Below are 7,394 nucleotides of genomic sequence, written 5' to 3'. Positions count from 1 at the left end.
TTCTGCTGCAATGGTTCGCGATGTTCGCCTATTGGCAGTTCATAGCTTTCGCGATTGCTCGCAGCATTTTTGAAACGGCCGATCCGGCGAGCAGCAGCTTCCGTCAGGCGGTCCTGCTGACCGGACAGGCGGGCGCGCTTTACAATGCCATTGCCTGCCTCGCCGCGTTCGCGATGGTACCGATCAGCCGGAGGATCGGGCCTCATTATCTCCATGCCGTTGCCGTCACGCTGTCTGGCGCGTCAATGCTGGCGATACCGGGCGCGGCCGAGCCCAGCCATCTGTTCCTGTTGATGGCCGGCATCGGTATCGGTTGGGCGAGTATGATGGGCAATCCCTATGTCATGCTGGCAAACGCCATCCCGCCAGAGCGAACGGGCATATATATGGGCATCTTCAACATGTTCATCGTCATCCCGATGCTGCTGGAAACGCTGATCGTGCCGATCATCTATCGCCCGCTGCTGGGCAACGATCCGCGCAATATCCTGCTGATGTGCGGGATGATGATGATAGCCGCAGGAATTGCCACGCTGATCGTCAAGATACCGCGCCGGACCTGAACATGCCCGATTGTCCCATGCCATTCAGTGGCCTAGACGATAGGGCATGACGGATCATCATGACGAGCCTGTCCGCAGCATAACCGACCTCGCCCGGATAGCGGGGGTTTCGGTATCGACCGTATCCCGCGCACTGACGTCCAAGGGCGCGCTCAACAAGGATACCCGGCGGCGCATCCAAGAGCTGGCGGCCAAGCATGGTTTCCAGCTCAATGTCGCCGCGCAGAATCTGCGGCTGGGTCGCACCGGAGCGATCGCCGTCCTGCTGCCATTGGGGCATGAGCGCGGGCAGCATCTGTCCGACCCTTTCTTCATGGCGATGCTGGGCTTTCTGGCGGACGAACTGACGGAGCGTGGTTACGACCTGCTGCTGTCCCGCGTGCTGCCCGATGGCGAGGACTGGCTGGACAGCTTCATCCGCGCCGGTCGGGTCGATGGTGTGATCATCATCGGTCAGTCCAACCAGAGCGCGGTGCTGGACCGTACCGCCAGCCATTATCGCCCGATGGTCATCTGGGGCGCCCATGCGGAGCGTAATCAGTATCTGACCGTAGGGACCGACAATGTGGCCGGAGGCGCGCTGGCGGCCCGGCACCTGCTGGAACGCGGGCGCGAAAAGCTGGCCTTTTTCGGCAATGTCGCCGTGCCCGAATTTGCCGCCCGCTATGAGGGCTTTCTTTCCGCCATGCCCGCTGAGACGCGGGATCGGGTCGAGCTGGTCCATGCCCATGTGACTCCGGAGGCGAGCTATCGCGTCGCGGCCGACTATTTTGCGACGGGACGTCGCCCCGACGGCGTGTTCGCTGCGTCCGACGTGACTGCGATGAGTGTCATCACCGCCGCCGCCGAGCAGGATATCCGCGTGCCCGACCAGCTTTCGGTGGTGGGCTTCGACGATGTGCCGCTGGCGCGGCTGTCCAATCCGCCGCTCACCACCGTCCGGCAGGATATTCAGCGTGGGGCTTCCCTGCTGGTCGAGCAGTTGTGCCAGCGGCTCGCGGGCGAGGAGGTCGGATCGATCCAGATCGCACCGGAGATCGTGCAACGGGAATCGAGCTGACAAGAAAAGGCCCGGCTCCGCCAAGGAGTCGGGCCTTGCAGGTGGCCGAAACGACCGGTCCGGAGAGGAGGAACGGCCGCTCCGGTGCCGGACGAGGGTCAGAAATTGTAACGGATCGATGCCGTCACCGTGCGGCCATAGACTGCGCTGTTCTGGAAAATACCGGTCGTCGCGCTGATCGGCAGCAACTGGCCGCCACCACGATAACCCAGCGTGTCGAACAGATTGTTGGCGTTGAGGCCCAGTTCCAGATTTTCGACCGGCCGCACTTTTACGAAGCCGTTGAAGAAAGTCGTGCCGCGCACCGTGTAGAGATTGAAATCGTCATTCGGTGCGCTCGACTGACCGCTGGCCGACAGGCCGACCGCGAACAGGCCCGCATCATAGGAAGGCGAGATCAGATAGGTCAGCTTGGGAATGCCACCCGGCCGGTTGCCGACCAGCGCCGCGGTCGCGCTGTCCCTGATCTTCGGGTTCACCCAGGTCGCATCGACGGCAAGATGGAAGTTGCCGAGATTCAGTCGCCCGGTCAGTTCCACGCCCCAGGACCGGTAATCGTTGGAGATGTTCGGGTCATTGTTCGGTGGCGGATTGTTGATCCGGGTGAAGTCATAGTTATTTTCGGTGAGGGTCGAGCGGAAGCCGGTGACTTCCACCGAATAATTGCCCGACCCGCCGACGAAGCCACGATGCTTTACGCCCACTTCCTGCTGGTTGAGGAAGTTGATGGCCGTGCTGGCGCCCTGGCTGTTGAGCGACCCGTCGGCATTGAAATTCCCACCCAGCGTCCGCCGGTCGGCGTTGAACCGCCCGCCCCGGCTGACGCGGGCGAAGATGCTGGTGCTGTTATCGAAGGCGTAGAGCGCACCGAACGACCAGCTAGTATAGCTGCGCTTGTAATTGATCCGCTCGATCGCGCCGCCGGGCAGCATGGATGGGATGGTCGCACTGCCGACCTCGTCGTTGACGACATAATCGGGACCGATGACGCCCGCCTGCGCCGTGCCTTCACCGCGTACCCGGTCGAAGCGGACGCTGGCGTCGAGGTCGAAGCCGCCACCCGAATAGTTGGCGGACAGGAAAGGCGCGTCGTCGGTATATTTTAGATCGACGCTGCGGGCGCAGCAATTGCCCCAATTGTCGTTGAAGCCGGCCTGGCCTGCCGCTGTAATCTGCGTGCCGGTAGTAGAGAAGAGGTTGAGCGGGGCGGCATGTTCGCCTTCCAGAGCACTATAATGACGGTTCACATGCCAATCCTGGACGATATTCTGGCTCATGTGGAACCAGCCCGCCTGCACCGTGACCTTGCCGCCGCCGACATCGAACTTTCCAGTCAGCGCGAGATTGTTGGCAATGCTGCCCATATCCTTCATCAGCGTATTGATGTTGGGATTATTGTTCAGATAGGTGCCGGTATAGTCCTGCCCCTTGTTCGGCCCCGCCGCATAGCGGATCGCGCCCACCGTCTGGCCGTTGACGGTCGATCCCAGCACGCTGGCGGTACTCGCGACGTTCAGGAACTGGGTGGTGAAGTTGCCGCTCATGTCGGTGTAGCGGAAACTGTTGTCGACGGTCAGCGCATCGCTCAGCTCATAATGGAATTGCGCACCCACGGATGTGACGCGAGGGTGGATGCCCTCCACATCGACATTTTTTAGCACGCCGTTGCTGTCGACATATTGGAAGCTGCGCTGGTAGATGGAATAGGTGGATCCGTCGCGCGCATCGAAATTCGGCAGCGGCTTGAAATCGGTGATCTTGTTGCCGTCGATCTTCACCAGCGACGGCATGGTGGTGTTAGTCGGCGCATGTTCGTCCAGCCGCTTGAAATTGAAGCGGATAAAGCCCCGACCATCGCCCAGATCCTTGGTGAGATTCGCCTTCACCTGATAGCCGCGCAGGATGTTGAAATCCTCGTTGGTCGGGCCGCCGCCTTCGCGAGCATAGCCGCCGACATGGAAGCGCAACGTGTCGCTGATCGGGCCGCCAAAGTCGAAATCGACGCGGGTTTCGCGGAAGCCGACGCCCTTGGACAGGCCGATCGAGCCGCCCTCCTTCTCACCGGTCTTGCTGATATAGTTGATGACCGCGCCGGGCGCCTGGCTGGCGAAAGTGGAGGCGGATCCGCCGCGCACGGCTTCCACCCGCTCGACATTCTGGTCGAAGCGCAGCCAATAGTCGTTATTGCCGAACTGGATGTCGCCGAACAGGGTAACGGGCAAGCCGTCCTCCTGAAGCGCGACATATTCCGAGCCGCCGGTCGACACGGGGATGCCGCGCACGCCGATATTGGCGTTGCCGCCCGGACCTGCCGTATCGGAGGGCTGGAGGCCGGGGATGGAGCGCAGCACTTCGGCTTCGGAGCGCGGCGTGAAATTCTGGATCGCTTCCTGGCTGACCTGCGACACCGAAATAGACGATCGGAAGCGCGACTTGTCGCCGGCCGCAGCGGTGACGACGATATCCTCGCCGCTAATCGGCGCGCGTTCCTCTGCGGCGGCGGCTTGAGTCTCGGCGGGCGCGGCGTCTTGCGCCAGGGCAGGCCCGCCAAGGCACGCCATGGCCAGCGCGAACGTGGAAATGCGGCTTGGCTGAATGCTGGTCTTCATCATCCCCTCCCTTAAGGGCCGCCGCGCATCGCTTCGCGGTCGGTTGGGTACCTGCATATGCCGGTCTGCAAACCTTTGCAACATATTTCAGCAAACGTTTGCATTTCATCTCGCCAACGGATTGCATCCTGTTATAGTGCAGCGTCAGGACCGACCGTTCTGGCAGAAAAATAAGGGAGATCAGGCCAGGATGGAGTATCGCCGCAGTCTCGCCGATCTTGCCGCGGCCCAGCCTGCATCGCCCTCTTCTCCCGATGCCGCCCATTGCCTGAGGTCTATCGAGTCGGCCATATTCGAAGAACTGCGAACGGGAGCCGGAGACGATCTGTCCTCGTCATTGGAGCAGTCCTGCCTGCTCTGGCCAGACCATGCCCGGCTCTTCTGGCTGAGGGCGTTGGTCCTGCGCGAGATGCAGGCGCATGAAGCAGCGCTGATCGCCGCAGAGCACGCTGCGTCCTTGGCCAAGGACGATCCGCCGACGCAAGCCCTCCTCGCCCAACTACGTTATGAAACGGGGCGTAGTGCCGCCGCGCAATTTGCCGTCGCCCGCGTCCTTGCTCCTGCTGACATGGCGCTGGTGCGCGGACATGCAGGCGCGCTCGCGGCGGAAGGCGACGTCGACGCAGCGCTGGCATTGATGACGGCGATGCTGGAGGAGCAACCGGACTGGGTCGAAGGCCACACCTATTGCGCGACATTGCGCTGCCTTACCGGTGCAAACGGGCGGGCGGATGACGGCTTTGCCGACGCGCTCCGCATCGAACCGCGCAATCTGGCGCTGCACCTGGGCCGCTTCCATTGGCTGGCCAAGGCGAAGCAATGGGATGACGCCCGCACCGTGCTGAGCGAGGCGACACGCGCATGCGGCGAGTCCGTCGCACTCAAGGTTGCGCGCCTTTATCTGGAAGCGGAATCCGGGGCGGCGGCAGACAGGCCCGATCTGTTCGACAAATTGGCCGAGCGACCGGATGCGGGGCTGGCGCTTGCCCGTGTCCGCCATGCGCTGCGCTGCGGGGTGCCGGACCGGGCCGTGGAGATCGCCATGGCGCAGCTCGGTTCCCCATCCGCGTCCTTGTTCTGGCCCTATCTTTCGATCGGCTGGCGTCTGCTGGGGGATGACCGGGCTGCATGGCTCGATCGGCCCGACCAGCTCATCCGCGCAGCCGATATTGGTCTGCACGCGCAGGAATTGTCGGATCTGGCCGAGCTTCTCCGCGCGCTTCATACCGCAACGGCACCTTACCCCGACCAGTCTGTGCGTGGCGGCAGCCAGACCGACCGACCGCTGCTGTTCCGACATGAGCCGATCATGCAGCGGACGCGCGCTGCGATCGAGGCGGCCGTGCGCGACTATATTGATCGCCTGCCGCCGCACGAGCCGGGCCATCCACTTCTCGGTACGCCGCGCGGCGTGGTGAGATTTGCGGGAAGCTGGTCCGTGCGACTTAGCGCCGAGGGCTTTCACGCCGCGCATACGCATCCGGTCGGCTGGATCAGTTCGGCGCTGCACATCGCCTTGCCTGACAGTTCGGTAATGGGTGACACGCCATCAGGCTGGCTGCGGTTCGGCACGCCGCCGCCGGAGCTGGGGTTAGACCTGAAGCCCTATCGCCAGATCGAACCCAAGGTCGGCCGCCTGGTCCTCTTTCCGTCCACGCTCTGGCACGGTACCGTACCGTTCGCAGATGGCGAACGGCTGTCGATCGCCTTCGACATCAGCCCACCACGCCGCTGACGGATCAGCTTTCGAACAAGTAGGCCGCGCCCTTGTAATCGCCCTTCAGCTTCACGCGCAGCCCCTGTTCCATCCAGTAGGCGCCGCTGGCCTCCGCCGGTACGCCGTCGGGCAAGGCCGATCCATCCAGCATCCGCACCCTGTAGCTGCGCGCCGGATCGAGGCCTGCCGGATGCAACGCCTCGACATCGTCGCGGAAGGATGAACTGTGCAGCATCTGGAACAGCACGGCCCGGCGCTTGTTCGGGGCGACATGGAAGGTCGCCGACATCGCCGCGCCCGGCCGCGGCGGCACGATCCGGTAGAGATCGCCGCGCTGCACGACGTCCCGAATAGACTTATAGGCGGTGATCCATTTCGTGGCCGTGGCGAAATCGGCGTCCTGCCAATGATCCAGATTGGCCCCGATGCCAAGGCTGCCCTGAATGGCGGACAGGAAGCGGTAATCGAGACTGGTTTCGCGCCCGTTCGCCCAATTGGGGCTGTCCGTCACCCAAGCCATCATGATCGACGGCGCATAGGCCTGGGTAAAGCCGTCCTGAATGATCAGCCGATCATAGGGATCGGTATTGTCCGACGTCCAGCTCTGGTCGGTCAGGCCCATGATGCCAAGGTCGATGCGACCGCCGCCACCCGAACAGCCCTCGATCTCCAGCCCCGGATGCCGCCGTCGCAATTCGGACAGAATGTAGTAAAGGTTGCGGACATATTGGACCTGCACCCGCTGCTGATCTTCAGGCCGCATTTCGGGCCAGCCCGCCTCGGTCCAGTTGCGGTTATAATCCCATTTCAGGAAGGCGATGGCGTTCTGGCTCACCAGACGGTCCAGCACGGCCAACAGATGATCGCGCACATCGGTCCGGGCTAGATTGAGAACCAACTGATTGCGGCCCTCGGTGCGGGGTCGGCCCGGAAAGTTCAACACCCAGTCGGGATGGGCGCGGTAGAGATCGGAATTGACGTTTACCATCTCCGGCTCGACCCAGAGGCCGAAATCCATGCCCAGCGCCTTCACTCGATCGATCAGAGGTTTGAGGCCATTGGGAAACTTGCGCGGATTGACCGTCCAATCGCCCAGCCCCGCCTTGTCATCGTCGCGCGCGCCGAACCAGCCGTCATCGACCACGAACCGTTCAACCCCGATCGTCGCCGCCTTTTCGGCCAGCGCCATCTGTCCGGCCTCGGTCACGTTGAAGGTGGTAGCTTCCCAACTGTTATAGAGCACCGGCCTGATCTTCGCCTTGGCGCCGCCGGGAATGACAGCGGCGCGCTGGAAAGCATGGAAGCGGCGCGAGGCATCGCCCATCCCCTTGTTCGTATAGCCTGTATAGAAAACCGGGGTGTCCAGGCTTTCGCCCGGTTTCAGCGTCCAGCTGAAATCATAGGGGTTGTAGCCGCCGCTGATACGCACCCGGCTGAGATTGTCG

Annotated in this window: 4 protein-coding genes and 1 pseudogene; 3 read left to right on the top strand and 2 right to left on the bottom strand. The window is 62.7% G+C overall.

All coding sequences use genetic code 11. The annotated features are described in order from the left end of the window. Both VMR39_RS17260 and VMR39_RS17255 read left to right on the top strand, forming a co-directional pair. Nucleotides 1-563: pseudogene (locus VMR39_RS17260) on the top strand (MFS transporter); the annotation flags it as partial. Between the two features lie 46 nt (nucleotides 564-609). After that, the gene (locus VMR39_RS17255; RefSeq protein WP_325417324.1) at nucleotides 610-1,623 is read left to right on the top strand and encodes a LacI family DNA-binding transcriptional regulator; all 1,014 of its coding nucleotides are present in this window, start codon (nucleotides 610-612) and stop codon (nucleotides 1,621-1,623) included. Between the two features lie 98 nt (nucleotides 1,624-1,721). Here the strand turns inward: VMR39_RS17255 and VMR39_RS17250 are convergent, their stop codons facing one another. After that, nucleotides 1,722-4,232, bottom strand: a complete 2,511-nt coding sequence (locus VMR39_RS17250) for a TonB-dependent receptor domain-containing protein (protein ID WP_325417322.1) — start codon at nucleotides 4,230-4,232, stop codon at nucleotides 1,722-1,724. Nucleotides 4,233-4,422: 190 nt separating this feature from the next. On the opposite strand from VMR39_RS17250, the gene VMR39_RS17245 reads away from it, so the two are divergent. Continuing rightward, the gene (locus tag VMR39_RS17245; protein WP_325417320.1) at nucleotides 4,423-5,967 is read left to right on the top strand and encodes a 2OG-Fe(II) oxygenase family protein; all 1,545 of its coding nucleotides are present in this window, start codon (nucleotides 4,423-4,425) and stop codon (nucleotides 5,965-5,967) included. Between the two features lie 4 nt (nucleotides 5,968-5,971). Here VMR39_RS17245 and VMR39_RS17240 read toward each other — a convergent pair. Beyond that, nucleotides 5,972-7,394 (bottom strand): alpha-galactosidase (locus VMR39_RS17240; RefSeq protein ID WP_325417318.1); only part of this gene is annotated, 1,423 nt, incomplete at its 5' end.

It is taken from the genome of Sphingobium sp. (assembly GCF_035511395.1).
Lineage (GTDB): Bacteria > Pseudomonadota > Alphaproteobacteria > Sphingomonadales > Sphingomonadaceae > Sphingobium.
Note: the sequence above shows the minus strand (reverse complement) of the source record. Positions and strands in the feature narration are given on the sequence as shown.

Coding starts and splice junctions, on each gene's coding strand:
- VMR39_RS17245 (WP_325417320.1), top strand. CDS start 4,423: ATGGAGTATCGCCGCAGTCTCGCCGATCTTGCCGCGGCCCAGCCTGCA.
- VMR39_RS17255 (WP_325417324.1), top strand. CDS start 610: ATGACGGATCATCATGACGAGCCTGTCCGCAGCATAACCGACCTCGCC.
- VMR39_RS17250 (WP_325417322.1), bottom strand. CDS start 4,232: ATGAAGACCAGCATTCAGCCAAGCCGCATTTCCACGTTCGCGCTGGCC.